23 protein-coding genes and 1 tRNA gene are annotated in these 25,533 nt (G+C 44.0%); 15 read left to right on the top strand and 9 right to left on the bottom strand.

Annotation, left to right across the window (positions count from 1 at the left end):
• From QZ106_RS04460 to uvrB, 5 genes are all read right to left on the bottom strand, one after another.
• Positions 1–386 (bottom strand): hypothetical protein (locus QZ106_RS04460; RefSeq protein WP_295974782.1); only part of this gene is annotated, 386 nt, incomplete at its 3' end.
• Positions 387–495: 109 nt separating this feature from the next.
• Positions 496–966, bottom strand: a complete 471-nt coding sequence (sixA, locus tag QZ106_RS04455; protein WP_295974779.1) for a phosphohistidine phosphatase SixA — start codon at positions 964–966, stop codon at positions 496–498.
• A gap of 18 nt (positions 967–984) precedes the next feature.
• Entirely contained in the window at positions 985–2,319 is a 1,335-nt protein-coding gene (gene glmM / locus QZ106_RS04450; RefSeq protein ID WP_295974776.1) for a phosphoglucosamine mutase, read from the bottom strand.
• A 66-nt stretch (positions 2,320–2,385) separates the two neighbouring features.
• Positions 2,386–3,213, bottom strand: coding sequence for a dihydropteroate synthase (gene folP / locus QZ106_RS04445; RefSeq protein ID WP_295974775.1), 828 nt, complete (start codon positions 3,211–3,213; stop codon positions 2,386–2,388).
• 120 nt (positions 3,214–3,333) lie between these two features.
• On the bottom strand, positions 3,334–5,376 hold the full coding sequence (gene uvrB / locus QZ106_RS04440) for an excinuclease ABC subunit UvrB (RefSeq protein WP_295974772.1): 2,043 nt from the start codon (positions 5,374–5,376) through the stop codon (positions 3,334–3,336).
• 410 nt (positions 5,377–5,786) lie between these two features.
• Here uvrB and QZ106_RS04435 point away from each other — a divergent pair.
• A tRNA-Asn gene (locus QZ106_RS04435) sits at positions 5,787–5,862 on the top strand.
• 129 nt (positions 5,863–5,991) lie between these two features.
• Here QZ106_RS04435 and zevB read toward each other — a convergent pair.
• Together zevB and dld are read right to left on the bottom strand one after the other, a co-directional pair.
• Positions 5,992–6,984, bottom strand: coding sequence for a zinc transporter permease subunit ZevB (gene zevB / locus QZ106_RS04430; RefSeq protein ID WP_295974786.1), 993 nt, complete (start codon positions 6,982–6,984; stop codon positions 5,992–5,994).
• A 121-nt stretch (positions 6,985–7,105) separates the two neighbouring features.
• On the bottom strand, positions 7,106–8,797 hold the full coding sequence (gene dld / locus QZ106_RS04425; protein WP_295974770.1) for a D-lactate dehydrogenase: 1,692 nt from the start codon (positions 8,795–8,797) through the stop codon (positions 7,106–7,108).
• Between the two features lie 272 nt (positions 8,798–9,069).
• On the opposite strand from dld, the gene QZ106_RS04420 reads away from it, so the two are divergent.
• The 13 genes from QZ106_RS04420 (at position 9,070) to yhbY (ending at position 22,225) form a co-directional block, all read left to right on the top strand.
• Entirely contained in the window at positions 9,070–10,686 is a 1,617-nt protein-coding gene (locus QZ106_RS04420) for a lactate permease LctP family transporter (RefSeq protein ID WP_295974784.1), read from the top strand.
• Between the two features lie 97 nt (positions 10,687–10,783).
• Positions 10,784–11,509 (top strand): (Fe-S)-binding protein, encoded by a 726-nt coding sequence (locus QZ106_RS04415; RefSeq protein WP_006718553.1) that lies wholly within the window; start codon positions 10,784–10,786, stop codon positions 11,507–11,509.
• Positions 11,510–11,515: 6 nt separating this feature from the next.
• Entirely contained in the window at positions 11,516–12,928 is a 1,413-nt protein-coding gene (locus QZ106_RS04410) for a LutB/LldF family L-lactate oxidation iron-sulfur protein (protein WP_295974765.1), read from the top strand.
• Positions 12,928–13,635 carry a lactate utilization protein C gene (locus QZ106_RS04405; protein ID WP_295974762.1) on the top strand — a complete coding sequence of 236 codons (708 nt, stop codon included), beginning with the start codon at positions 12,928–12,930 and terminating at the stop codon, positions 13,633–13,635. The genes QZ106_RS04410 and QZ106_RS04405 overlap by 1 nt, the downstream gene beginning before the upstream one ends.
• Before the next feature lie 185 nt (positions 13,636–13,820).
• On the top strand, positions 13,821–15,728 hold the full coding sequence (locus QZ106_RS04400) for an FTR1 family protein (RefSeq protein WP_295974759.1): 1,908 nt from the start codon (positions 13,821–13,823) through the stop codon (positions 15,726–15,728).
• 42 nt (positions 15,729–15,770) lie between these two features.
• Entirely contained in the window at positions 15,771–16,292 is a 522-nt protein-coding gene (locus QZ106_RS04395; protein WP_048749093.1) for an iron transporter, read from the top strand.
• A 177-nt stretch (positions 16,293–16,469) separates the two neighbouring features.
• Positions 16,470–17,888: a Fe-S-containing protein gene (locus QZ106_RS04390; protein ID WP_295974755.1), complete on the top strand. Its 1,419-nt coding sequence runs from the start codon at positions 16,470–16,472 to the stop codon at positions 17,886–17,888.
• 2 nt (positions 17,889–17,890) lie between these two features.
• Positions 17,891–19,216, top strand: coding sequence for an ABC transporter permease (locus tag QZ106_RS04385; protein ID WP_295974752.1), 1,326 nt, complete (start codon positions 17,891–17,893; stop codon positions 19,214–19,216).
• Positions 19,203–20,342 (top strand): FtsX-like permease family protein, encoded by a 1,140-nt coding sequence (locus tag QZ106_RS04380; protein WP_295974749.1) that lies wholly within the window; start codon positions 19,203–19,205, stop codon positions 20,340–20,342. The genes QZ106_RS04385 and QZ106_RS04380 overlap by 14 nt, the downstream gene beginning before the upstream one ends.
• 1 nt (position 20,343) lies before the next feature.
• The gene (locus tag QZ106_RS04375; protein ID WP_295974747.1) at positions 20,344–21,015 is read left to right on the top strand and encodes an ABC transporter ATP-binding protein; all 672 of its coding nucleotides are present in this window, start codon (positions 20,344–20,346) and stop codon (positions 21,013–21,015) included.
• A complete protein-coding gene (locus tag QZ106_RS04370; RefSeq protein ID WP_295974745.1) occupies positions 21,005–21,499 on the top strand; it encodes a TlpA disulfide reductase family protein in 495 nt (164 codons plus the stop codon). Before QZ106_RS04375 ends, QZ106_RS04370 begins: the two co-directional genes overlap by 11 nt.
• 8 nt (positions 21,500–21,507) lie before the next feature.
• Positions 21,508–21,819, top strand: a complete 312-nt coding sequence (locus QZ106_RS04365; RefSeq protein ID WP_295974744.1) for a cytochrome c — start codon at positions 21,508–21,510, stop codon at positions 21,817–21,819.
• Between the two features lie 103 nt (positions 21,820–21,922).
• Entirely contained in the window at positions 21,923–22,225 is a 303-nt protein-coding gene (gene yhbY, locus QZ106_RS04360) for a ribosome assembly RNA-binding protein YhbY (protein WP_295974742.1), read from the top strand.
• Between the two features lie 77 nt (positions 22,226–22,302).
• Here yhbY and QZ106_RS04355 read toward each other — a convergent pair whose 3' ends face one another.
• The gene (locus QZ106_RS04355) at positions 22,303–22,758 is read right to left on the bottom strand and encodes a glycine zipper 2TM domain-containing protein (protein WP_295974740.1); all 456 of its coding nucleotides are present in this window, start codon (positions 22,756–22,758) and stop codon (positions 22,303–22,305) included.
• An 86-nt stretch (positions 22,759–22,844) separates the two neighbouring features.
• A complete protein-coding gene (locus tag QZ106_RS04350) occupies positions 22,845–23,432 on the bottom strand; it encodes a VOC family protein (RefSeq protein ID WP_295974737.1) in 588 nt (195 codons plus the stop codon).
• Between the two features lie 97 nt (positions 23,433–23,529).
• On the opposite strand from QZ106_RS04350, the gene argS reads away from it, so the two are divergent.
• A complete protein-coding gene (gene argS, locus QZ106_RS04345; RefSeq protein WP_295974734.1) occupies positions 23,530–25,263 on the top strand; it encodes an arginine--tRNA ligase in 1,734 nt (577 codons plus the stop codon).
• Positions 25,264–25,533: the final 270 nt, after the last annotated feature.

Below are 25,533 nucleotides of genomic sequence, written 5' to 3'. Positions count from 1 at the left end.
GCATCCATTTTTTCTGCAGCCGCGTCTTTAGCCGCGGACATCTTTTCAGCTGCAGCCTCTTTCATTTCGCCCGCTTTGGTTGCCATTGCATCCATTTTTTCTGCAGCCGCGTCTTTAGCCGCGGACATCTTTTCAGCTGCAGCCTCTTTCATTTCGCCCGCTTTCGCTGCCATCGCATCCATTTTTTCTGCAGCAACGGCTTGCGCGTCTTTTACCGCATCTGTTGTGCTGTTTTTCATGTCTTTTGCGGCGTTGACAACCGCGTCTTTCGCTTCAGACACACTGGCCTTTGCCTGTTCAACGTGCTGTGAGGTTTTACTGTCATCACAACCGGCCATACTGAATGTTGCGCCTAAAACTAAAGCGGCTAAGAGTGATTTTTTCATTGTAGCTCCTAATGCATATGAATGATTAAATTAAATTGAAATGCTTTACGGCATCAATCCGTAAAGTCAACCATAGTCTGTCGTAAAACAGCATAAAAAGAAACCGAATTTACGCAATTTTACTCACATATTTTATGTCGTTTACCTTCGGCTGATCGTTGTCCCAATGAATATCGACAATCGTGGCAGGATAAAAACTCGCCGGATTTCGACCGCACAATTCTTTCACAATATCACCGACCAAAGGCAAATGAGAGATCAGCAGGAGATTGCAATGTCCTTCTTTTTCCAATAAAGCCACATAAGAACTGACCAAACCGGAATCACCATAAGGCGTAATACCTTCCCACACTTCCAATTTATCGGAAAGTTGTTGCTCAAAAACCTGATTAATTTCATCAAAAGTTTCTAAAGCACGGGTATAAGGGCTCACCAAGACTTTATCGAACCCAAGTGCGGTGGATTTTAGCCACATTCCTTGAAGTCGGGATTGCTCTCTGCCATTAGCGTTAAGATGACGCGCTTTATCCGAGTTCGCCATCAATTCCGCTTCGCCATGACGCATAATAAATAAATGCATTTATAATGACCTTAAAGATTAATTGGCTTTCACCGCTTCGGCGATTTCTTCTGCACATTGCTGAGCCAATTCGCCGTCTTCACATTCCACCATTACGCGAATTAACGGCTCAGTGCCTGATTTACGCAGTAAAATACGTCCTTTGCCGGCTAGGCGTTTTTCAACCTCTGCAGCAATCGCTTTCACGGCATCGCTTTCTAATGGGTTATTACCCCCGGCAAAACGCACATTAATTAATACTTGTGGGAATAATTTGACGGCATCGGCTAATTCGTTCAGCGACAAATGATGTTTTACCATTGCAGTCAACACGGCTAAAGAAGCGATAATGCCATCGCCGGTCGTATTGCGATCAGCAATAATAATATGCCCCGAGTTTTCACCGCCTAAGCCCCAACCGCGTTCTTGCATTTGTTCCAACACATAACGGTCGCCCACATTGGCGCGCACAAACGGAATGGCTAATTGTTTTAAAGCAAGTTCAAGACTCATGTTACTCATTAAGGTGCCTACGACACCGCCTTGCAAACGCCCTTCGCGCAAGGCTTCACGGGCAATAATAAATAATATTTGGTCACCATCGACTTTATTACCGAGATGATCCACCATAATTAAACGGTCGCCATCACCATCGTACGCCAAACCCACATCCGCTTTTACTTCTAACACTTTTTGTTGCAACGCTTTAATATCCGTTGCACCGCATTTTTCATTAATATTCATGCCATTCGGATGGGTACCAATTTCAATGACTTCCGCGCCTAATTCACGCATAACATTAGGCGCAATGTGGTAGGTTGCGCCATTGGCACAATCCACGACTATTTTATAACCTTCTAAACTCAAATGCGCCGGAAACGTACTTTTACAAAATTCAATATAACGGCCTGCCGCATCTTTAATTCGGCTGGCACGACCTAGTTCGGCAGATTCAACACAGTCCATCGGTTGCTCCAACATGGCTTCGATGGCTTCCTCCACATCATCCGGTAATTTCGTCCCTTGTGTAGAAAAGAATTTAATCCCATTGTCATAATACGGATTATGGGAAGCGGAAATCACGATACCGGCTTCCGCGCGGAAAGTGCGGGTTAAATAAGCAATCGCCGGGGTTGGCATTGGGCCGGTAAATGCGGCAGATAAACCGGCTGCCGCCAAACCGGCTTCAAGGGCGGACTCAAGCATATAGCCCGAAATTCGGGTATCTTTACCAATCAGCACGACGCGAGACCCTTGTGTCGCTAACACTTTACCTGCCGCCCAACCGAGTTTTAAAACAAAATCAGGCGTAATCGGATGACTACCTACTTTGCCACGCACACCATCCGTCCCAAAATATTTACGTTCAGCCATGTTTCAATTCCTTCTTAATAAAAATGTCATTTATTATTTTATGCCGTCGTTCGTCTGACAGCACAATTACACATTCTGTGTTGCAAGCCAAATTTTAAGGGCATCGGCCGTTTCACCGACATCATGCACACGCAAAATACTGGCACCTTTCATCGCAGCAATTAATGCGGCAGCCACACTGCCTACTGTCCGTTGTTCTACAGGCTTATCCAACACGGCACCAATCATGGATTTACGGGAAATTCCCGCCAACACCGGATACCCTTGTTCACAGAAAACAGAAAATTGTTGTAACAAACAATAATTATGTTGCACGCTTTTGCCAAAACCAAAGCCGGGATCCCAAATCAGATTCTCTTTTTTGATTCCCGAAGCCAAACATTGTTCCGTTCTCTGCTGCATAAATTTTAAAACATCCGCCACCACATCATCGTAATGTGGATTGAGCTGCATTGTTCGCGGCTGCCCTTGCATATGCATAATGCACACCGGCAATGCCAAACGAACGGCAGTTTGTAATGCATCCGGTTCTTGTAAAGCACGAATATCATTAATCAAATCCATGCCCACCTTAGCGGTCTCTTGCATCACCTGCGCTTTGGAACTATCTACCGAAATCCAGCAATCGAACCGTTTTCTCACCGCCTCAACTAAAGGAACAACCCGCTCAAGTTCCTCTTCTAACGTCACCTCTTCTGCCATCGGGCGGGTTGATTCTCCTCCAATATCAATAATCGATGCGCCTTGCTTCAACATCGTTTCTACTTGGAACAACGCCTTGTCTAATTGGAAAAATTTACCGCTATCAGAAAAAGAATCCGGGGTGAAATTGAGGATCCCCATAATTTTAGGGGTAGAAAGATCGAGTGTTTTATTATTTGCTGTTAATTTCATAGATGATTCGCTTACCGTTTAGGTAAAAAGTGCGGTGTATTATAAGCGAATTTTTGATGCCTGCAAAAATCCGTCGCCTGCCTTATCAAGAAAAATTCGCCCTTGAAAACGACCGCACTTTTACTCTCCTGACAACATAAAGCTTTCCCGTAATTGCTGTAATTGATCGCGCACCGCAGCGGCTTTTTCAAATTCCAAATCTTGCGCAAACTTATACATTTGCTGTTCCAATTTCTTAATTTGTTGTTGATATTCCTTCGGAGATGTAGGTAGTGCATAAAGTGCGGTTGGTTCTGCCACCATTTTTCCGCGTTGTTTATTGGCTTTCGCTTTTTGATTGGCACCCTGACCAATATCTAACAATTCACCTACTTTTTTATTTAACGCCTGTGGCACAATGCCGTGATCTTCATTGTATTTTGTTTGTTTTTCTCGACGGCGATTGGTTTCCGTAATGGCTTTTTCCATAGACTTAGTGATGCTGTCCGCATACAAAATCGCTTTACCATTTAAGTTTCGCGCAGCACGTCCAATGGTTTGAATTAAGGAACGTTCGGACCGCAAAAAGCCCTCTTTGTCTGCATCTAAAATCGCCACGAGGGACACTTCGGGAATATCCAACCCTTCCCGTAATAAGTTAATTCCGACCAACACATCAAATTCGCCTAAGCGCAAATCACGGATAATTTCCACACGCTCTACGGTATCAATATCAGAGTGCAAATAACGCACTCGAATCCCGTGTTCGTCTAAATAATCCGTTAAATCTTCCGCCATTTTTTTAGTCAGCGTCGTCACTAAAACGCGCTCATTTTTATCCGCTCTTTGACGCGCCTCAGAAAGCAAATCATCCACTTGAATAGACACCGGGCGAATTTCAATTTGCGGATCGAGTAAGCCTGTTGGTCGCACAACCTGATCGATAATTTCTGCACCGGATTTTTCTAGCTCATAAGGCCCCGGGGTAGCCGAAACATAGATAGTTTGCGGAGCCAAACGTTCAAATTCCTCAAAACGTAGCGGTCGGTTATCCAATGCTGAAGGCAAACGGAAGCCATATTCCACCAACGTTTCTTTACGGGAACGATCGCCACGATACATCCCGCCGATTTGCGGTACCGTGACGTGAGATTCATCGATAATTAAAATCGCATCAGACGGCATATAGTCAAATAAGGTTGGCGGCGGTTCGCCTTCATTTCTGCCCGACAGATAACGTGAGTAGTTTTCAATCCCCGAGCAATAGCCCAATTCGTTCATCATTTCAATATCAAATTGAGTACGTTGGCTAATGCGTTGTTCTTCTAACAATTTATTCTCTTTAATGAAATATTCCCGTCGTTGCGCCAGTTCCACTTTGATTTTTTCAATAGCATCTAAAATGCGCTCGCGCGGTGTGACGTAGTGTGTTTTCGGATACACGGTGAAACGTGGCACGGCACCAAAGCTACTTCCGGTGAGTGGATCGAATAAGCTTAAACGCTCAATTTCATCATCAAATAATTCGATACGTACTGCGCGTTCATCAGATTCTGCCGGGAAAATATCGATAATTTCCCCACGTACACGAAACGTACCGCGCTGAAATGCCTGATCGTTACGCGTATATTGCAATTCTGCCAACTTCGCCAAAATCTGACGCTGGTTGATTATCGCCCCTTGTTGCAAGTGCAACATCATTTGCAAGTAAGAATCCGGGTCGCCCAAACCATAAATAGCGGAAACCGAGGCAACCACAATGGTATCCCGACGTTCCAGAAAAGATTTGGTGGCAGACAAACGCATTTGCTCGATTTGATCGTTAATAGACGCATCTTTTTCAATGAAAGTATCGCTGCTCGGCACATAGGCTTCCGGCTGGTAATAATCATAGTAAGAAACGAAATATTCCACCGCATTTTCAGGAAAAAAGGCTTTCATTTCAGCATAAAGCTGCGCCGCGAGGGTTTTGTTTGGGGCAAGCAACATGGCCGGTCGGTTTAACTGTGCAACTACATTGGCAATCGTAAAGGTTTTTCCGGAACCCGTAACGCCCAGTAAGGTTTGGTGTGCCAAGCCGTCTTCTAAATTTTCGGCGAGTTTGGCAATCGCCTGTGGCTGATCGCCGGAAGGTTTGAAATCGGAATGAAGAATGAAAGGTTTGGTATTAATTTTCTCTGACATAAAGTGCGGTCATTTTTTACGGTATATTCTAAATGCCGCGCATTTTAACACATTTCTCACTCCAAATTGAGTGATAAAAAATGAAGTTTTACACAGAGTTATATTTGTCAAGTGGCCGAAATCACAAATTTATAAAAAATTTTTAAAAATTTCGCTAGATTTTTGTTAACTATTTGAAAAATAAAAAAATGTCATTTTACAATCAATTTTATCTTGGATTTCAATAAAGCCTGATTTTATCGGGGATGGCAGGATTTTTAAAATAATAACCCACAAACTTATCCACAGACTTTGTGGATAGAAAATTGACGCTGAAAAAGTAAAAAATTTTTCTTTAGGGTGTTGACAAGATATGTTCGGATAAGTAACATACGCCACCTATCTTTTGATACCAAATGATACTGAATTATTCCTCCTTAGTTCAGTCGGTAGAACGGTGGACTGTTAATCCATATGTCGCTGGTTCAAGTCCAGCAGGAGGAGCCAATTTTTTGTCTTTTGGTTCAATCGTTTTTATTTGTCTCCTTTTATAAAAACAGTAATTTCCAAAAGATTTTGAGCCCATAGCCTCCTTATGGGCTTATTTTTTTCTGCTGAATCCTTTTTGTTTTTCTATCATCTCGCAAATAACACCGCGCCTCCACTCATCGGCAATGTTGTGCCATAAAGCAAAGCCAGCGCAAAGAACAGCATAATGCCACCTGCTACCAGTTTCATCAGTGCCTCACTGTGATAACGTGTAAAACCTTTGCCGTACCAATTCCCAAGCGTGATCGCTAGATGTCTCGTGTATTTTACAAGTGCCGCAAAAAGCGCCAACATCAACCCTGTTCCTAATGACATTGCCAAAGTCGCCACCACGCCCCATAGGTAAATATCCAGCATATAAGATAAAAAGAGCACAAAGATAGCACCGCTACAAGGGCGCATACCAATGCTTAAAATCACCAGTAACTGCGATTTCCAATCTTCGGCTTTTTTTAATTGTTGGGCATTGGGTAAATGCTGATGACCACAGGCGCAGACATGAGCGTGGGCGTGTTCTGTGGAAAAAGTGCGGTGATTTTTGACCGCACTTTGCGAAGAAGAAAGTGGCGTAAGTTTGTTAATTTGAAAAATGGTTGTCGATGGTTTTTTCTGCAAGCGGCTACCTTGATAGATCCAATATAGCCCTAACCCGGCAAGCAATAAAAATGCGCCTCGCTCCAGCCACAACTGGCTTAATTTAAAATAACGAGAGGAGAGATTCAACACGATCAATACGACAGAGGTCGCCACCACCGCCACAATGCCCTGAGTAAGGGAGGAAAAGACACTGAGTTTAATGCTTTGCTTTAACCGACTCTCATGTGTCGATAAATAACTTGCGATGATGAATTTGCCGTGCCCCGGTCCCAGCGCATGGATAACACCGTATAAAAAACTCGCTGTAATGAGTGTTACGCCGGCCGCCGCTGAATGTTGTTGAATGTGGTGTAAATTATCGCTGATCAACTGATTAAACAGTCGCTGCCAATCGGCTATCTGAGTAAACAACCGAGGAAAGGCATAAGCAAGAAAGAAAATTAAAAAAAGAAGAAAAGTAAAATAAACTAGCCGTAATTTCATAGACATGGTTGATGAACAAAAGGACTTCGTTCTCCTTATGTGACGGAAATTCCGTCAAGCAATATTACATTCAAAAGGCGCATGGCAATGACCATACGCCTTCCCCTTATTAGTCAATGGGTTATTCCCAGTATTTTTTCTTCGAGGTATGCCCCAGCCCCGGATTGAAGCTATTTGTCGGATCAAGAGATTTATAGAATTTACGCAACTCCGGCTTAGCTTCATACAAATGCCCCACGTTGTGTTCCGCCGGGTATTGTGCGCCACGCTTATCAAGCAATTCTAGCATTTGATGTTCCAATTCCATGCAATCATAGCCTTTTTTGACAATGTAGTCCTGATGGAACACATGGCACATAAAATGCCCGTAATACAATTTATGGCTGATTTTTTGCTCGATCTCAGGCGGCAGCGTTTCAAACCACTCACGATCATTGCGGCGTAATGCAATATCCAGAGCCACAATGTCTTCCACTTCTTTTTCATGAATCGCACGATAACGAATCGCTGCTGAAGCCACAGCAAAGCGGTGTAACATTGCCGCTTGCGTTTCTACAGCATCACATTCAAAGAAAGCGCCTTTGCTGCCCTCTTTAAAGTAAGAGGTAAGATAATCTCGTGCTTCTTGCACGCCATCACCGCCCATTTTAACAATCAAGTGATGTTCGTATTGATCACGATATTGCCACAATTTTTTCGGCAAATGTTCCGGCAAAATACGAGAGAGAGTTTGCATCATCTTATCACTGAGATGGTTTGGCAAGAAATCTATTTTTTTCGCCCATCGATCGACTTTGGCTTTCAAAGCAAACAATTTCGGTAACCAATGCGTACCAAATTTTTTAATCACCCAAAACGTATCTTTGCCGTACTTAGCTGCCACATCAAACGCATCGCGGTGAATATATTCGCCGGAAATCGGTAGCTGTTTAAAATTCGCCAACATATGACGACGAAGATCATTTAATGTCTCTGTTTGATTAGTGCCAATATAAAATACCGCCGTATTTTTCTCTGCCACAAAGGTATCTAACCGTACCGCAAAAATCGCTAATTTCCCTGCACAGCCGGACGCCTCATAATGACGCGCCGGATCCGCGTTGAAACGTGCCGGGCTGTCTTCATCCACTTGGCGTACATGGTTGCAGTAAGCATGGTCGTGACCTTTGCCACAATCTAATTGGATGTCTTTGCGTTGATAACGTTGGTTCTCTAAATTCGCTAACATTTCTTCCGGCGTTTCACCTAAATCAATGCCTAAGTGATTCACCAGTTGTAATTCGCCCTGCTCTGTTAATTGCGCATAAAGCGCCATTTCTGTGTAAGCCGGACCACGTTGTACCAACGCCCCACCGGAGTTATTACAAATACCGCCGATCACCGAGGCACCAATACAGGAAGAACCGATGACAGAGTGCGGTTCGCGTCCGTGCGGTTTTAAAGCGATCTCTAATTCATTTAGCGTAGAACCCGGCAAACAAACCACTTGTTGTGCATCATTAATTAATTGAATACCTGAAATGCGCATGGCGTTGATAATCACAATATCGCGATCATAGTCATTGCCATCAGGCGTAGAACCGCCGGTTAAACCGGTATTGGCGGCTTGGGCGATAACAATAACATCTGCCGCCACACAAGCTTTAAGAATCGCCCAAAATTCCGTTAAATTTCCCGGTCGAACCACCGCCAACGCGTTTCCATTCCCAAAACGATAACCGCTACGATAGGCTTCCGATTGGCTTGGGTCGGTAATCAAATATTTGTCGCCGACAATTTGACGAAGTTGACTAACTAATGAAGCACTGGTCATCGATTGTTACTCCTATGTTAAAAATTATGTTGTCAAGAAAGGCGAAAAGCATAACAGAATATACGCCACAAGACAGTGAAAAACACGCTTTTTTTTGACCGCACTTGAGCCGAGAAAGCAAGATTTTAAGCATGGCTGAAACAATTAAGTTAACGAGATCACAAATTTTAATAAAATGTTAACTTTTTTTGATAACTAGATCACATTTTCCCAAAATAGGTATATTTTTTTTAAGACTACTCCATAAAATGCGACAAATGTTTTAATGTCCCATTTATGATACAGGAGCCAATATGTCTTTTTTCCTAAGCGTATTCCCCATTGTTTTACTCATTTATCTCATGGTTAAGCGTAATGCCTTACCGTCTTATGTTGCTTTACCTTGGGTGGCAGTACTGGTGATGGTCGTGCATTTATTGCACTTCCATACGGATATTGTCACGATCAGTGCAAACATCGCTTCTGCGATCGTTGCCGTACAAACCCCGATCACCGTTATTTTCGGTGCGATTTTATTTAACCGTTTCAGTGAAGTCTCCGGTGCAACTGACATTATGCGTAAATGGTTGGGTAACATTAACCCAAATCCGGTGGCGCAACTGATGATTATCGGTTGGGCGTTTGCCTTTATGATTGAAGGCGCCAGTGGTTTCGGTACGCCAGCCGCCATTGCCGCGCCAATTCTGATGGGCTTAGGTTTTAATCCGTTAAAAGTCGCGATGCTTGCCTTAATTATGAACTCCGTTCCGGTGTCTTTCGGTGCGGTCGGCACACCAACATGGTTCGGTTTTGGTCCGCTTAAATTGCCTGAAGACATGGTACTAGAAGTCGGCTCCATCACAGCACTGATTCACTCTGTGGCAGCCCTGCTTATCCCATTGTTGGCATTGCGTGTACTCGTCAGCTGGAAAGATATTCGCCAAAACTTGGTCTTTATTTATATCAGTGTCTTTGCTTGCGTCGTGCCTTATTTACTGATTGCACAATTTAACTATGAATTCCCATCTTTAGTGGGCGGCGCAATCGGGTTGTTTGTTTCCGTCTGGGCGGCAAATCGCAATATCGGGTTAGCAAAAGTCGAAAACACATTGGATAGCAATGCGGTAACCACCGGTCAAGTGGTTAAAGCCCTCTTCCCTACCGGTTTGTTAATTGCGTTTTTAGTCGTAACACGTATTCACCAACTGCCGTTTAAAGCGATGATGAACGACACCACCGTTTGGTTTACTACCGCGTTAGGTTCATTAGGGACATTCGAAATCAGTAAAGGCCTTATCTTCAGCCTAAAAAATATCTTCGGATCGGATGTTTCCTCCAGCTATAAATTGCTTTATGTGCCGGCCTTAATTCCATTTGTTATCACCGTATTAATCGCGATTCCGGTATTCGGCGTTTCCGGTGCCAAAATCAAAGATATTTTTTCCACCAGCTTAAAACAATCCAAAAATCCATTTATCGCCTTAATGGGTGCCTTAGTAATGGTGAACTTAATGTTAGTGGGTGGCGAACATTCTATGGTGAAAATCATTGGCCGTACCTTTGCAGAAGTCACCGGCGATGACTGGACGATTTTCTCCTCTTACCTTGGTGCAGTCGGTGCGTTCTTCTCCGGCTCTAACACCGTATCGAACCTAACATTCGGTAGTGTACAATTATCCACTGCAGAAACGACCGGTTTATCCGTGGCATTAATCTTGGCACTACAATCAGTCGGTGGTGCAATGGGTAACATGGTATGTATTAATAATATCGTTGCCGTGTCCTCCGTATTAAACATTCAAAATCAAGAAGGCACCATCATCAAAACCACGATCATTCCAATGGTGATTTACGGTATTATTGCTGCACTTTGTGCCACCCTGTTAATTCCGTTGTTATACACGTTGTAGCGGCAACATATAAAATTAACTCAAAAAACGACCGCACTTTTGCGGTCGTCATTTAATTTTTTAACTGATTTTTCTTTTTGAATATTGGAGTATTACTATGAATGTGAATTTCTACGTGACCTGCATTGCCGACGTAGTAAAGAGCGGTGTGGCGAAAAACACCGTTCTATTACTGGAAAAGTTGGGCTGTCAGGTGACCTTTTTGGAAAAACAAGGTTGCTGTGGACAACCTGCATTAAACAGCGGCTATACCAAACAAGCCCTTCCCGGCATGAAAAACTTGGTCGAAACCTTTGAAGCCAACGATTACCCTATCGTCGCCCCTGCCGGTTCTTGCGTTTATGCCGTTAAAAATTACCCGGATTATTTCACTCGCGCTAATGAACCGGAATGGGCGGAACGCGCGAAAAAAGTCGCCGCTCGTTTCTATGACTTAACGGATTTTATCGTCAATAAACTCGGCGTGACCGACATCGGTGCCCATCTACCCGGTCGTGCAGTTTATCACCCTTCCTGCAGTCTTTTCCGTAAACTTGGCATCGTGGATGAGCCGATCACATTACTAAAACACGTTAAAGGTTTGGAACTGTTACCCATTCACAATCAACAAACCTGTTGCGGATTTGGTGGCACGTTCTCGGTCAAAATGGCGGAAATTTCCGGTGAGATGGTAAAAGAAAAAGTGGAACACGTTGAGGAAGTCGAACCGGAATACTTAATTGGCGCAGACGTGAGCTGTTTACTCAATATCGGTGGTCGCCTACAACGTGAAGGCAGCAAAATCAAAGTGATGCACATCGCAGAAGTGTTAATGCAGGAGTAATAAACTATGTCATTAAAAACCAGTAATCTTGCATTTAAAGCACGCGTTGATCGCGAAGTCCATAATGAAATCATGCGCAAAGCGGTGGTAAAAGCCCAAGAAACTATCGGCACAAACCGTCAAAAAATGGTGGATGAGTTAGGCCACTGGGAAGAATGGCGTGATTTGTCGAAACAAATCCGTAACCACGTTTTAGCAAACCTTGATGCTTATTTATACCAACTTAGCGAAAAAGTCATGGAAAACGGCGGTAAAGTTTATTTTGCTGAAACCGCCGAAGAAGCTACCGAATACATTCGCCAAGTCGCGCTGAAAAAAAATGCCAAGAAAATCGTGAAATCCAAATCCATGGTAACCGAAGAAATCGGGTTAAATGGCGTGTTGGAAAAAGAGGGCATGCAAGTCATTGAAACTGATTTAGGGGAATATTTGCTGCAAATTTCCGGCGACAAACCATCTCATATTGTGGTACCCGCGATTCATAAAGATCGTCACCAAATTCGTAAAGATTTGCATGAAAAACTCGGTTATGAAGGTGCAGAAACACCTGAAGACATGACACGTTTCGTGCGTGAAAAAATTCGTCAGGATTTCTTAGAAGCAGACATCGGCATCAGCGGTTGTAACTTTGCCGTGGCGGAAACCGGATCTGTTTGCTTGGTCACAAATGAGGGTAACTTACGTTTAGCCACCACCCTTCCTAAAACCCACATTGCGGTGATGGGAATGGAACGCTTGGCACCGACGTTCCAAGAAGTGGATGTATTAATTACCATGCTGGCACGTAGTGCGGTGGGCGCCAGATTAACCGGTTACAACACATGGCTTACCGGCCCTCGTCTTGCCGGCGAAACCGATGGCCCGGAAGAATTCCATTTAGTCATTGTCGATAACGGTCGTTCCGATATTTTGGCTTCCGAATTCCAAGAAGTTTTACGTTGTATTCGTTGCGGTGCGTGCTTAAATACTTGCCCGGCATACCGTCAAATCGGTGGTCATGGTTACGGCTCCATTTATCCGGGCCCAATTGGTGCAGTGATTTCGCCATTACTTGGCGGCTATGACGAATTCAAAGAATTGCCGTATGCCTGTTCCTTATGTAATGCCTGTAACTCTGTTTGTCCGGTACGCATTCCGTTAGCCCAACTGATTTTAAAACACCGTGAAAAAATGGTGGAACAAGGTAAAACGCCAGCCTTGGAACGCTTATCCATTTTCGGTTTTGGCTTTGCCAATTCACATCCAGCCTTATGGAAAATCGGTGTAAACACCGGCGCCAAATTAGCGGGTAAACTCATTAAGAACGGCAAAGCGCCAATTAAAATGGGTGCCTTGGCAGAATGGACAAAAGCCCGTGATTTACCGACACCTGAAGGAGAAAGCTTCCGTCAATGGTTTAACAAAAGAGGAGCAAACTAATGGATTTACAAAATAGAGAAAACTTCCTCAATAAATTAGCAGCTAAAATGGGTAAACAACGCGCCAATGTGCCGGAAACGATGGCGACACCGGTGAATACTTACCCAACAGAACGCCTGACCCATCTCACCCAAGCAGAACTTTGCGAAGAATTTGTAAACTTCGCCAAAGTGATGATGGTGGATGTGGTCGTGACGTCAGAAACATTGGCAAAACAGACCGCACTTGAGCTTTGCGAAAAATACGGTGGCGGCAATATCGTGTTAAACGACGACCCTCGTCTGGAAGAACTCGGTATTACCCAAGCGGTTCAAGAAAAATACACTTGCCACATTTGGTCACCGGAACAGGCGGAAGCCAACATTACCAAATCGGAACAAGCCAATATCGGGATCGTTTACGCCGAATACGGTTTAACCGAATCGGGTGGTATCGTGCTATTTTCCCAAGCCGAACGTGGTCGTTCTGTGAGCTTACTGCCGGAGAAATCCATTGTCGTTGTACGCAAAAGCAAGATACTCCCTCGTGTAGCACAACTGGCAAAAATTCTACATGACAAAGCCCAACAAGGCGAACGTATGCCTTCTTGTATTAATATCATTTCCGGCCCAAGTTCCACGGCAGATATTGAATTAATCAAAGTGGTCGGCGTGCATGGCCCGGTGGCGAAAATCTATCTTGTCATTGATGATTTAGCACAAAACTAAAACATCCTCGCCATGAGATAAAAAGGAAAGTTGCCAAACTTTCCTTTTTTATGCGCCATAAAAAATGCTCATTTTGTGATCTACCTCAGAGATCAAACAAGAATTTACTTGCACTAAAATCTCATTAGAGGATAATAATTCTCAATTATATCTATAGGCAAATGCAATAAATCAAGGAGATGCACATGTGTTTTTCCCGTTGGTCTCAATCTGTTTTTTTTAGTTTTATGCTTCTGTTTTCAGCATTTACCCACGCAGAAGATAACTATCAGCAATGGGTACAAGACATTGAAAATCGCTTGGATAAAACCACCGCACTTTATGCCGAAAATAAAATAGATGATGCCCGAACTGAAGTCCAAATGGCCTATTTTGAAGTATTTGAAAATCTTGAAGGCCCTATTCGTATTAACTTTTCTGCACAAAAAAGCTATCAAATGGAAGCCACCTTTGGCGAAATTCGTAAGATGATTGGTGACGGTCTGCCACAAGAGCAAGTCAAAGCTAAAATTGACGGTCTCAAAGCCGAATTACAAGAAGTGCTTCCTTCTTTAAAAGATGGGCATCAACTTAACGCCTCCGCGCAACATGGCGTATATGAAAACCAAACTATTACCCCTCATTGGCAAAAAAGCTTTAAAACTATCGATGATTTATTAGCTCAAGCCATGACGGCGTATGAAGCGAAAGATTACGCAACAGCCAAAAAACTTGTGCAACAAGCGCAATACGATGGGTATAAAAACTCCGAAATGGAAATGTCCATTCGCCAAAATCGTTCCGCCGCCATTTCCGGCAATCTTAATCAACAGTTTTATGATTTAATCAAACTGAGCGAACAACCGGATCAAATCAGCAATTTCGGTTATCAAATCACGACATTATTACAAGACGTTGAAGAACAACTGCCTGACTTACCAATCACTCGTGATACACAAGTGGAACAGCCTGTCAATCAAACTATCGCTGATACCACGCAGGACAAGGATTGGTCGCAGGTTAGTGCACAAGTGAACGCAGGCATTCAACAAGCCATCGGCTTGTACGAGCAAGGCGAAGCCAAAAAAGCCATGTTAGCCGTGCAAGATACCTACTTTGATATCTTTGAAAACACCGGCATGGAAAACAAAGTGGGCTCCCGCGACAGCAATTTCAAAACCCAACTAGAAGGCTATTTCACTCGTTTGGTGAGCTTAATGAAAGCCGGCGCAGAGAAAGAAAAGTTACAAGAACAAGCGCAAGGATTAAGTCAAGATTTGAGCAAGGCTGTAGAGATGTTACAGGGCGGAGAACAAACCGCCTGGAGTCTGTTCTTATACAGCTTATTAATCATCTTGCGTGAAGGCTTGGAGGCGCTATTAATTGTTGCTGCCATCGTGGCATATTTAGTAAAAAACAACCATCATGACAAACTGCCTGTTATTCGCCAATCCGTCTATGTGGCATTACTCGGTAGCCTTATTACTGCAGTGATCTTCCAACTTATTTTCTCTAATTCCGGCGCCAGCCGAGAATTGTTGGAAGGCTTCACAATGATGATTGCCGTGGTGATGTTGTTCATGATGAGCTATTGGTTGCTTTCCAAAGTGGAAGCGCAAAACTGGAAACGTTATTTGGAAGGCAAACTCTCTACCGCGCTCACCACCGGCTCTCTTGTAGGTCTATGGCTGACCAGTTTCCTTGCCGTGTATCGTGAAGGCGCAGAAACCGTATTGTTCTACTATGCCCTCGCCGGCGATGCACAAAGTGCGGTGGATTATTTCTATCTTTTCGGCGGTTTCTTCCTGGGCGTGATAATTCTCGCCGTGTGTTATGTTCTCATGCGCTATACCGTGGTGAAATTACCGCTTAAACCGTTCTTTATGTTCACCGGTTCATTCATGTATTTAATGGCCTTTGTATTTGCCGGTAAAAGCGTACTGGAACTTATCGAAGGCAAATTATTTGAACCAACCTTGGTTTCCGGCATCACGGAAATCTCATGGTTGGGTATTTATCCTTATGTAGAAACATTGGTTCCGCAGGCTGTCTTGTTGGTGGCTGCTGTTTTTGCATTCATTTATATGAAGTACCAAAGCAGAAAATCTGCTTAATGTCGCACAAGCTATACTTATTCAGTTAAGGAGAAACTAAGTATGAAAAAAACATTAATTGCCACCGCACTTTTAGCAGGCATGATCACCGCACCGGCAGCCTTAGGCTTCAAAGAGTTCCCTGTCGGTGAACCGGTAACTATGAACGAAATGGAAATTGCCGCCGTGTATTTGCAACCGGTTGACATGGAACCTCGTGGCATGGGCTTGCCGGCAGCGAAATCCGATATTCACTTAGAAGCGGATATTCACGCCACCAAAGGCAACAAAAACGGCTTTGGTGAAGGCGAATGGATGCCATACCTCACTATTCAATACACTTTAGTGAATACCGATACCGGTGAAAAACAAGAAGGCACCTTCATGCCGATGGTAGCCAGCGACGGTCCTCACTACGGTGCAAACATCAAAATGATGGGCGTGGGTAACTATAAATTAACCTATCACATTGACCCGCCACCAAAAGCCGGTATGCACCGTCACACTGACGAAGAAACCGGTGTTGGCCGTTGGTGGAAACCGTTTGATGTTAACTATGAATTCAAATTCACCGGTTTGAAATAAGCCTTTCAGGTGTTAACTAAAAATAACAATAAAAACACCTTGGGGCATATCAAGGTGTTTTTGTTTATGTTGACGCATAATGAAAGGGCTTTTTAAAACGTGTCTTCCTCCAAAATACCGAGGAAACCAAAGACTAAAAATAGGTGACATCCTCTCTTTCAATTTTCAGAGTAAGCTATGAACTATTTCTTTGTTTTTCTTATTCAAACCCTGCTCCCGTTTTCTTTACTACTGGCGTGTAGCTGGGTGCCGTATCCTCACGCTAATCGCAAAAAATTGGTATGGCTTGCCATTCTCGGGTTTATTATCGGCAGTATCATCACATTAAGTTTGCCCAATACGCAAAGTGTTAAACTCACCCTCGCCATTTTTAGCCTCGGTATCTTCCTCTTTGCTTACGTTTCTCAATGTATTCATTGGCAACGTTTAACCACGCTTTGGCATGTCATGCTCGCCGTATTAGCCGGCAGTTTTTGGGCGAAAGATCCCAACATCGCTGCGATCACCGGCACCGATGTCATCAACACGGATTTCTTATTACACATCAGCGCCATTGCACTCGGTTTTATTTTCTGTTTAGTCGTTGCCGGCTGGTGTGAAATTTTATTTGCGCAAAGTAAAACATCGAAAAAAACGACCGCACTTCGTCTCCTGCTCACCACGGTACTCACCCTCATTTTAGTCACGCCACTCCTTGGCGATGTATTACTGATTTTGATGAAATTGCAAGTCATCGAACTGACCAAAGTGCGGTTAAGTTTTGTGGCAAAATCCGGCAATATCACCACGTATTTAAACTACATTAATGCGGCTATTCTTGCCATTATCGTCCTTATTTTTGCGTTAAATATTCATCGACCACGCGTGCGCACAGCCAATAACGAACAACAACCTATCGAAAAACGCAAAGCCCTTGCCGCCAAACACACTTCCGGCAAGATCATAGGCTATGGCATAACGGCAATTTTCATTATGCTCGCCACGCAACTTTATTGGGACAAAATCGCGTCCCAGCCGCCACAACTTTCGGAAGCTCAAAGAGTCACCTTAGATGCGGAAAACAACGTACACATCCCAATTGAACAAGTAAAAGACGGCAAATTACACCGTTTTCTTTGGGTTGCCGATGATGGCAAAGCGGTACGTTTCTTCATTATTAATCGTCTGCCCGACAAACTCAGTCTTGCTGCCGTATTCGATGCCTGTATTTTATGCGGCGACCAAGGTTATGTCATGGAAGGCAACCAAGTGGTATGCGTGGGTTGTGGCGTGCGTATGTTTACCCCTTCCATCGGCAAACCGGGCGGTTGTAATCCGGTGCCGATTGATAATTGGAAACAAACAGAGACGGAAGTCATTATCAATAAGAAAAACTTGGAAGATGGCTTGAATTACTTTACGACCATCATTGAAATTGAAGTGGTGGATCCCGTCAATGGTAAGAAATTGACCAATACTAAAACGGAACACAAATACAATCATGAAGGCAGAACCTATTTCTTCACGGATGAAAAGAATTTAAATCTGTTCCGCGATAATCCGGAAGCCTATTTAAACAAAACCGATGAAGCCACAACCGCCAAGGAGGAAAAATAATCATGTTAGCGCGAATGTTATTTCAATCTTGGCGTTACGGTTTAAAGCGTAAGTTTCTTGCCATTATCACCATTTTCCTCGCTGCCGGTTTGATTTCCGCCTTGCTCGCCGTGTCTATCGACATTGGCGACAAAATGGCAAAAGAGTTGAAATCTTACGGTGCCAATATTTTGGTGGAACCGGCTAGCAGTGCCGTTTTACCGGATGATGTCAGCGGTCGGAGCTCCCTCGCTACGCAAGATTTTTTAGATGAAAAAGAACTACCGAATGTGAAAGACATTTTCTGGCGCAACAACATTGTGGGATTTGCCCCCTTACTCAGCACGCAGGTAAAAGCCAGCGTGGATAACGGCGCAGAAAACGATGTGAGCATCCTCGGGACGTTTTTTGATCATAATATTCCTGTGCCGGATGAAGAGGATTACCACACAGGGCAAAAAATCATCAGTCCTTATTGGCAAGTAGAAGGCGAATGGGTGGATGATGCTACGGATGATTTCGGTGAACAAATTCCTGCCCTACTCGGTGCCCAACTTGCTAAACAACAGCAATGGAAAATCGGTGATGTGATTACCTTAAGTTATCAGGCGGAAGAAAACGCGTCACCACAACACATGACCACCATTGTAAAAGGCATTGTTAAAACCGGCGGCACAGAAGAACAACAACTGATTTTGCCGTTAAGTGCGGTGCAAAATTTACTTGGATTAGAAGGCAAGGTACAGGCAATTAAAGTCTCCGCGCTCACCGTACCGGAAAATGATTTATCCCGCAAAGCCCGCGCCAATGTGGACGGTTTGGCCGCAGAGGAATATGACCGTTGGTATTGCACGGCCTACGTTTCCTCTATTTCTCATCAATTGGAAGAAGCGATTTCCGGCGCGATTGTTCGCCCTATTTGGCAAGTCGCGGCTTCCGAAGGCGTCGTCATTGAGAAAATTCAATTATTACTCGCTGTCGTCACCCTTGCCGCACTAATTGCCGCCGCCATGGGCATTGCTTCATTAATGACCACAACCATTATCGAACGCAGCAAAGAAATCGGCTTAATGAAAGCGCTCGGCGCCTATCAATGGCAAATCGTCTTGCTGTTTTATTGCGAAGCCATCATTAGCGGCTTAATCGGTGGTATCTTAGGTTGCATTGCCGGTTGGGGGTTAGCTCGTTTTATCGGTGCTACGTTATTTGGCGCACCGCTCAGTTTCGCCTGGATCGTTATCCCTTGCGTACTGGTACTTTCCGTCTTGATCGCCGTGATCGGTGCTTGGTTCCCGGCACACCGAATTGCCCGTCTTTATCCTATCGAGGTGCTTTATGGCAGACAATAAACCTATCAATATGTTTTGGCGCTTGGTGTTACGCGCCTTGCGTCTGCGCTTGCAACGGGTATTCATCATTTTTGCCGCACTTACTGTGGGCGCAAGCATTGTGACAGCAATGGCGGCCGTGTACTTCGACATTAATACCAAAATGAGCCAAGAACTACGTACCTTCGGTGCCAATTTTTATATTGGACCAAGCAACGGCAATTTAATCAAAGTAGATCAAGTGCAACAGATCCTTGACCAAGCACCGAAAGGCTTAATCACGGCTGCAAGCCCCTATTTATATGGCGTGACACGTAGTGATTTGGAAAAAATCGTGATGATGGGCGTGTGGTTTGAAGACATGAAAACCCTTGCACCTTATTGGCAAATCACGGGCAATCCTATCGGGGTGAACTTCGATGAGCGCAACGCCATGATCGGTAAAACTCTCGCGGAACGGCTCAATTTAAACGTGGGCGATAAACTCACGTTAAGTCTGAACTCCGTGGATAAACACCAGTTCAATATTAAAGCCATCGTAGAAGCTGGCGATGCCACCGACAATATGTTGATCGTGAGCCTGGATTTTGCACAAAACTGGTTGGAAAAAGAAAACTTGGCGACCAACGTATTGTTAAACGTCAAAAACGATCAAGGCCAAGTGGATCAATTCGCCCAACAGTTACAACAACAATATCCCGATTTAGACATTCATCCGATCCGCAAAGTCTCCGCCTCCGAAGGGCAAATTTTAGATAAAATCAAAGGCTTGATGGGCTTGATTTCTGTGGTAATTTTGATTTTAGCCACCCTTTGCGTAAACACCACCTTAATCGCCATTGTGGGCGAACGGGCGAAAGAATTTGCGTTGCAAAAAGCCCTTGGTGCGAAAAGCCGAGACATCATCAAACAAATCGGCGCAGAAACCTTGATTATCGCCCTTTGCGCCATTGTATGCGGCTTAATCATCGGCTACTTATTAGCACAGGTGCTCGGCTTAACCGTATTCAAAGCCTATATTGATATGCGCCTGCCGGTGCTTCCGATTACCATTACTTTATCCTTATTAGTGGCGTTTATCGCGGTTATCGTACCGACCCGCCGCGCTTTAGACATTCAAACCGCCAACGTATTGAAAGGGGAATAACATGGCTAAACCCGTCATTGAAACACAACATTTATACAAAAGATTCGGCCAAGTGACCGCACTTGAAGACATTAATATTCAAATTGCCGAGGGGGAATTCGTCTCCATCATGGGTGCCTCCGGTTCAGGTAAAACCACATTAATGAATATTCTCACCGGCTTGGATACCGCAACCGAGGGCAAAGTGATTTTAGACGGTGTGGATGCCGCACAACTGGACGAAACGGGCAGACAACGTTTCCGTGCGGAAAAAATCGGCTTGGTGTTCCAACAATTTCACCTCATCCCCTATTTAACCGCGCTTGAAAACGTGATGCTGGCGCAACATTACCACAGCGTGGTGGATGAAGACGCCGCCAAAGCCGTATTAGATCAAGTGGGCTTGGCGCATCGTATGAATCATCGCCCAAGCCAACTTTCCGGCGGGGAACAACAACGGGTATGTATTGCGCGCGCCTTAGTGAACCAGCCGCCGGTCATTTTTGCCGATGAACCGACCGGCAATCTCGATGAAACAAATGAAAATTTGGTGTTGAATTTACTCACGGAATTAAACCGGCAAGGGCGTACGATCGTCATGGTGACTCATAACCCAGATTTAGGCAAACTCACTAATCGTATTATTTACTTGCAACACGGCAAATTATTGCGTGAGGAAAAAAATGCGGGCTAATTTTCTTCGTCTTCTCGGCATAAGTGCGGTCGTTTTTTTCAGTGTTTCCTGCAAAGAGGAATCCGCCCAAATCGGCCAACCCGCCCCGGAAATTGCCGCCTTCGATCTGCAAGGCAATAAAGCCTCGTTAAGCGACTGGCAAGGCAAAACCCTGCTCATCAACTTTTGGTCGGAAACCTGTGGCGCCTGCATTGCGGAATTACGAACCTTGCAACAATGGGCGGAAAAATACCCGAACCAGGTACAACTGATCGCCATGAATATCGACGGCGAAAAGGCCGACACACTAGCGATTGTCACCAAACGACAACTCACCCTGCCGGTATTTAAAGATCAAATGAAAATCACCGCCGAACGCTACCAACTTGTCGGTACACCGACGTCTTTCGTGATTGACCCAAGCGGCAAACTGATATATAAATTTGAAGGTTTGTTATCCGAAAAGGATTTACAACAACTCTTTACCCCAACGAAAATCAATTAAGGAAAATCATGAAAATTTACTCTACTATACTCTCTCTTATTGCATTAAGTGCAATTTCAAGCGTTCATGCAGAAGGCAATATTGAACACGGACAAAAGATTTTTAACCGTTCATGTGCACTTTGCCACGGAAAACAAGCTGAAAAATCAGCGATGGGGCAATCCCAAATTATTAATACTTTCAACGAAGAAAAAATTATTAGCTCACTTCAAGATCGTAAAAGCGGAAAAATTGAAGGTCCCGGCAATCGCGTGAAAGAAGGATTAAGCGAACAAGATATGCAAGATGTTGCAAGCTATATCCAGACCCTCAAACAATAATGGAAAGTGCGGTGGATTTTAGCGCTATTTTTCATCAGAATGTATTCGCTAAAATAGGCATTTTGCTTTAGAATCACCGCCTCCCTTTTTTCAAGAGATTATTATGTCGATTACATTATCAACCAAACAAAAACAATATTTAAAAAGTCTTGCCCATCATTTAAGCCCGGTGGTGATGTTGGGCGGTAACGGATTAACCGAAGGGGTATTGGCGGAAATTGATTTATCCCTCAGCCACCACGAGTTAATTAAAGTTAAAATTGCCGGATCCGATCGTGAAACCAAACAACTGATTGTCAATGCCATCGTGCGTGAAACCGGTGCTGCTGAGGTGCAAACGATAGGGCATGTATTAGTGTTATATCGCCCGAGCGAAGAAAACAAAATTTCACTGCCACGCAAATAAATTAACCTTAAAATAAACAAGCCATAAAAAATCAGCCCCCTTAAAAATAAGAGGGCTGATTTTTTTAGAAAGACAAATTAAAGTGCGGAAACGTTCAAACGAGAACCGCCCACGATACGAACACGTGCACCTGGTACAAGATTCGCTTCAGCTTTTTGTACGACAACAATTTCCTTGCCATCATCTTTTTTAATCACCATTTCAATTGCGCTGACTTGGCTGGCTTTTTCTTCTACCTTACTACCAATCACCGCACCGGCAACCGCGCCTACGGCAGTCGCAATCGCTTGGCCTGTACCGCCACCGATACCGGAACCGGCGATACCGCCGATAGCGCCGCCACCAATGGTACCAAGCACACCTTGATTATCTGCTTGAATTTTCACCGGACGGGTGGAAACAATGGTACCGTAGCTAATTGAACGCGCTTCTTTTGCTTGATCGCCAGAATAGACGTTACCGCCATAAATGTCTTCATTGGCACAACCCACAAGAGTTAAGCTCATTAGCACAGCGAATGCAATTTTTTTCATAAATGCTCCTTAAATACGAGATTAATTTTTACGTCGCCTTATTCATAAAGTGAGGCAACTCATTTTAGTAAAATCGTTTCATACAATCAAACCGCATTCACGATTTGTTTAATACTGTATGGATGAACCTTAATGCAAACATGATTACAGTGCTTATCTGCAAAACTGATCGCCACTGATAAATTGGTCAGTTTTTCACCATCCGCTTTCGGTTCGCTCGTTTTGACTTTCAATTCTGCCGATTGGTTCCGTAAAAACAAATTTTTTATGCGCGCTAACCATGCAGTGGCGGTTTCATCCAATAAAAATGGCACAACCACTTCAATATGCTCCCATGTTTCTTTCGGATACGCTTTATCCTTAGGAAACGGCAATTCCACAATATCAATGGGACGACCTGCAAGGTATAAAGGCTCTGCTAAAGCAATTAAATAAATCACCCGCCCATTCACTTGATTATCACTTAGCACGGTGCCATAGTTTAATAACAATGCCAGCCAAGCACAGGCTCTCTGTACCGAATTAACCCGGAGCGAAAGATGATCAATTTCATATTGGTTTAAATCTAAATTGATCTGTTGTGCCAATGCCTGAATTTTTTGCTCAAAATCCTGAAAGTCGGCAAAAAGTGCGGTCTGTTTTTCAAACATTTTATGGGGAAAGCGAAACGACATAATTTTCCTTTTTGGCTTTTCTGAAAGGTGAAAGAACGGTATTATATCGAGCTATTTTTATCAGCCCAAACTTATTTCAAAAAATTAAGGTTCAGCCGTGAATATTCAATCTATTTTATCCGAAAAAATCAAACAGGCGATGATCGATGCCGGTGCCGACGCGCAATGTGAAGCCCTCGTTCGCCAATCGGGCAAAGTGCAGTTTGGTGATTATCAGGCCAATGGCATCATGCCGGCCGCCAAGAAATTGGGATTAAACCCACGTGAATTTGCGCAAAGCGTATTAGACAAAGCCGAATTACAAGATATTGCAGAAAAAACGGAAATTGCCGGCCCGGGATTTATTAACATTTTTCTAAAAGACGCTTGGCTGGCAGACAACATCAACCGCGCGGTACAAGATCCGAAATTAGGTGTACACAATCCGGAAAAACAAACCGTGGTGGTGGACTATTCCTCCCCAAACGTTGCCAAAGAAATGCACGTGGGACATTTGCGTTCAACCATTATCGGTGATGCCGTCGTACGCACACTTGAATTTTTAGGTAATAACGTCATCCGTGCCAACCATGTAGGTGACTGGGGCACCCAATTCGGTATGCTGATTGCCTATTTGGAAAAAATGGAAAACGAACATGCCAGCGAAATGGAATTGAGCGATTTAGAAGCCTTTTATCGCGCGGCAAAAAAACATTATGACGAAGATCCGGTATTTGCCGAAAAAGCCCGTAATTACGTGGTGAAATTACAAAGTGGTGATGAATATTGCCGTACCATGTGGCAAAAACTGGTGAAGATCACCATGCAACAGAACCAACACAACTACGATCGTCTCAATGTGACCTTAACAGACAAAGATGTGATGGGTGAAAGCTTGTATAACCCAATGTTGCCGGGCATTGTTGAAGATCTGAAAAAACAAGGTTTGGCCGTAGAAGATGACGGCGCATTAGTGGTTTATTTGGATGAATTCAAAAATAAAGACGGCGATCCAATGGGCGTTATCGTGCAGAAAAAAGATGGTGGCTTCCTTTACACCACCACTGACATCGCGGCTGCCAAATACCGTTATGAAACCTTAAAAGCCAATCGTGCGTTAGTCTTCTCCGACACTCGCCAAAGCCAACATATGCAACAAGCTTGGCTCATCACCCGTAAAGCGGGCTATGTGCCGGATAGCTTCCAGTTGGAACACAAAAATTTCGGCATGATGTTAGGCAAAGACGGCAAACCGTTCAAAACCCGTAGTGGTGACACCGTAAAACTGGCGGATTTATTAGACGAAGCCATTGAACGTGCGGGCGTATTAATTTCGCAAAAATCCACCGCACTTTCTGAGCAAGAAAAAGCGGATGTGATTGAAGCGGTCGGTATCGGTTCGGTGAAATATGCGGACTTATCGAAAAACCGCACCACGGATTATGTATTCGACTGGGACAATATGTTGAGCTTTGAAGGCAACACGGCGCCTTATATGCAATATGCCTACACCCGCATTCGTTCGATTTTCAACCGTAGCCAAATTGCCCTAAGCGAAGTAGAACAAGCCCAATTAAGCATTACGGATGAAAAAGAACGTGCTTTGGCAATCAAATTATTGCAATTTGAAGAGGCCGTTCAAGTGGTTGGAAAAGAAGGTACACCTCATGTACTTTGCGCTTATTTATACGAATTAGCCGGCGTATTTTCTTCCTTCTACGAGCATTGCCCGATTCTGAATAACGACGATCAGCAAGTGAAACTCAGTCGCTTAAAACTGGCGTTGTTAACAGAAAGAACGCTAAAACAAGGATTGGATTTACTCGGCATTAAAACCGTTGAGAAAATGTAATCTCACACAACAACCACAAAGGGCGCGTGTTCATGGGAGTTTTCCCATTCAACACCGCCCTTTTTTATTAAAATAACAATCCACACGTAAAACGTGCGGTTTTTAGGCTCCCCTATAAGGGCCTATACTTCACAAGTCCCGAAAGGGGCTTGTGAAAACCGGTCACCGTTTTATTTTCATATCACTATTTTAGTAAATCGTAGCGTGCAACTTGTTGCACGAAATGAATAATGCGCTTGACGGTTGATAATACGTTGGTTGAAAAAATAC

Origin of the sequence: uncultured Aggregatibacter sp. (assembly GCF_901873365.1) — a bacterium.
GTDB lineage: Bacteria > Pseudomonadota > Gammaproteobacteria > Enterobacterales > Pasteurellaceae > Aggregatibacter.
Note: the sequence above shows the minus strand (reverse complement) of the source record. Positions and strands in the feature narration are given on the sequence as shown.

Excerpts from the sequence above, each read along its gene's own strand:
- folP (WP_295974775.1), bottom strand. The coding sequence starts at position 3,213 with ATGAAATTAACAGCAAATAATAAAACACTCGATCTTTCTACCCCTAAA.
- glmM (WP_295974776.1), bottom strand. The coding sequence starts at position 2,319 with ATGGCTGAACGTAAATATTTTGGGACGGATGGTGTGCGTGGCAAAGTA.
- yhbY (WP_295974742.1), top strand. The coding sequence starts at position 21,923 with ATGTCGATTACATTATCAACCAAACAAAAACAATATTTAAAAAGTCTT.
- QZ106_RS04380 (WP_295974749.1), top strand. The coding sequence starts at position 19,203 with ATGGCAGACAATAAACCTATCAATATGTTTTGGCGCTTGGTGTTACGC.
- QZ106_RS04370 (WP_295974745.1), top strand. The coding sequence starts at position 21,005 with ATGCGGGCTAATTTTCTTCGTCTTCTCGGCATAAGTGCGGTCGTTTTT.
- sixA (WP_295974779.1), bottom strand. The coding sequence starts at position 966 with ATGCATTTATTTATTATGCGTCATGGCGAAGCGGAATTGATGGCGAAC.
- QZ106_RS04405 (WP_295974762.1), top strand. The coding sequence starts at position 12,928 with ATGGATTTACAAAATAGAGAAAACTTCCTCAATAAATTAGCAGCTAAA.
- uvrB (WP_295974772.1), bottom strand. The coding sequence starts at position 5,376 with ATGTCAGAGAAAATTAATACCAAACCTTTCATTCTTCATTCCGATTTC.
- QZ106_RS04375 (WP_295974747.1), top strand. The coding sequence starts at position 20,344 with ATGGCTAAACCCGTCATTGAAACACAACATTTATACAAAAGATTCGGC.
- QZ106_RS04390 (WP_295974755.1), top strand. The coding sequence starts at position 16,470 with ATGAACTATTTCTTTGTTTTTCTTATTCAAACCCTGCTCCCGTTTTCT.
- zevB (WP_295974786.1), bottom strand. The coding sequence starts at position 6,984 with ATGAAATTACGGCTAGTTTATTTTACTTTTCTTCTTTTTTTAATTTTC.
- QZ106_RS04355 (WP_295974740.1), bottom strand. The coding sequence starts at position 22,758 with ATGAAAAAAATTGCATTCGCTGTGCTAATGAGCTTAACTCTTGTGGGT.
- QZ106_RS04395 (WP_048749093.1), top strand. The coding sequence starts at position 15,771 with ATGAAAAAAACATTAATTGCCACCGCACTTTTAGCAGGCATGATCACC.
- QZ106_RS04410 (WP_295974765.1), top strand. The coding sequence starts at position 11,516 with ATGTCATTAAAAACCAGTAATCTTGCATTTAAAGCACGCGTTGATCGC.
- QZ106_RS04415 (WP_006718553.1), top strand. The coding sequence starts at position 10,784 with ATGAATGTGAATTTCTACGTGACCTGCATTGCCGACGTAGTAAAGAGC.
- QZ106_RS04400 (WP_295974759.1), top strand. The coding sequence starts at position 13,821 with ATGTGTTTTTCCCGTTGGTCTCAATCTGTTTTTTTTAGTTTTATGCTT.
- QZ106_RS04385 (WP_295974752.1), top strand. The coding sequence starts at position 17,891 with ATGTTAGCGCGAATGTTATTTCAATCTTGGCGTTACGGTTTAAAGCGT.
- QZ106_RS04350 (WP_295974737.1), bottom strand. The coding sequence starts at position 23,432 with ATGTCGTTTCGCTTTCCCCATAAAATGTTTGAAAAACAGACCGCACTT.
- dld (WP_295974770.1), bottom strand. The coding sequence starts at position 8,797 with ATGACCAGTGCTTCATTAGTTAGTCAACTTCGTCAAATTGTCGGCGAC.
- QZ106_RS04365 (WP_295974744.1), top strand. The coding sequence starts at position 21,508 with ATGAAAATTTACTCTACTATACTCTCTCTTATTGCATTAAGTGCAATT.